1 protein-coding gene is annotated in these 946 nt (G+C 60.6%); it reads right to left on the reverse strand.

The annotated features are described in order from the left end of the window. A partial coding sequence (locus ABLV12_RS08735; protein WP_348866982.1) for a mannose-1-phosphate guanylyltransferase/mannose-6-phosphate isomerase occupies positions 1–946 on the reverse strand: 946 nt, incomplete at both ends.

Below are 946 nucleotides of genomic sequence, written 5' to 3' on the forward strand. Positions count from 1 at the left end.
ACCGTTATCTGCCCCGTCCCGGCGAGGATCACCCAGTGCTCGGCGCGGTGGTGATGCATCTGCATGGAGAACGCCCCGCCCGGCTTGACGGTGATACGGTTAACGTTGAAGCGCGGCGTCTGGACCACCACGTCGCTGCGGCCCCACGGACGGTAGATTTCGCGGTGTCGTTTGTATTCGCTGCGCTGGTTGGCCTTCAGGTACTCCACGACCTTTTTCACGTCCTGGGCGCGGTTTTTATTCATCACCAGCACCGCATCCTTGGTGCTGACGATCACCAGGTCCTCAACGCCGATAGCCGCCACCAGCTTTTCGTCGCTGTTGATGTAGCAGTTCTGGCTGTTGTGCACCCAGGCATCGCCGGTCAGCACGTTGCCCAGCTCATCTTTCGGGCTGACGTCCCACAGGGCTGACCATGAGCCGACGTCGCTCCAGTCTGCGTCCAGCCCCACCACCACCGCATCGGCGGTCTTTTCCATCACCGCATAGTCAACGGATTCGTCGGGACAGGTGCTGAACACCTCATGCGGGATGCTGATAAAGTCGCTGCCGCTGTCGGCGGCGCGGACCGCAGCCGTGCAGACTTCGAGAATATCCGGGCGGAATTTTGCCAGTTCGGAGAGATACTTTTTCGCCCGGAACATGAACATGCCGCTGTTCCAGTAATATTCTCCGGAGGCCAGATAGGCCTGCGCACGCTCCAGGTCCGGCTTCTCGACAAAGCGGGCGACCTGATAAGGCGTGTGCTCCCCTTCCCCCAGCGCATCACCGCGCTGGATATAGCCGTAGCCGGTTTCGGGGGTGTTCGGAACGATACCGAAGGTGACCAGATGGTCAGCCTGCGCATACTGCTCCGCGACGCGAATGGCGTCGTGGAAGACCTGCTGATTATTGATGATGTGGTCCGCTGCCAGGACAAGCATCAGCGGGTCATCGCCATTCTGCG

It is taken from the genome of Klebsiella sp. CN_Kp100 (assembly GCF_040065315.1).
Taxonomy (GTDB): domain Bacteria; phylum Pseudomonadota; class Gammaproteobacteria; order Enterobacterales; family Enterobacteriaceae; genus Klebsiella; species Klebsiella oxytoca.